The sequence below is a fragment of the Flavobacterium sp. ABG genome, assembly GCF_001027725.1.
Classification (GTDB): domain Bacteria; phylum Bacteroidota; class Bacteroidia; order Flavobacteriales; family Flavobacteriaceae; genus Flavobacterium; species Flavobacterium cupriresistens.
Genome location: NZ_LEKS01000075.1, coordinates 1 through 454 on the forward strand (window position 1 = coordinate 1; position 454 = coordinate 454).

The following is a 454-nucleotide window of genomic DNA, read 5'->3' on the forward strand; positions in this document are numbered from 1 at the left end:
CTGGGTTGGTGCTTTAGTTGCCGATGTGAAACAACCAATTCTAATTGTTTCCGAAGAAGGACAAGAAGAAGAAACCGTTACTCGCTTGAGTCGCGTGGGTTTTGATAACTTAATCGGTCATTTGGATGGTGGTTATAAGGCTTGGGCAAAAGCGGGAAAAGAAATTGACACCGTAAATAGAATTACAGCCGAACAATTTTCCAAAGAAGTAAAAATTGGCGAAAGCAAAATAATAGATATCCGTAAAGAAAGTGAATATTGTGCCGAACATGTTGAGGAAGCCTTTAGCAAGCCATTAGCATCTATCAATGATTGGATTAAAGATATTAATCCAAAAGAACATTTTTATTTGCATTGTGCCGGCGGTTATCGCAGCATGATTGCCGCTTCTATATTAGAAGCACGCGGGTTTAGAAATTTCACTGAAATTGAAGGCGGCTTCAATGCTATTGCA

General features: G+C 39.2%; 1 protein-coding gene. It reads left to right on the forward strand.

Going from position 1 to position 454, the window contains the following annotated elements; translation table 11 throughout:
* Nucleotides 1–454, forward strand: a 454-nt coding sequence (locus AB674_RS21735; protein ID WP_047779387.1) for a rhodanese domain-containing protein, incomplete at both ends; no start/stop codon positions are given.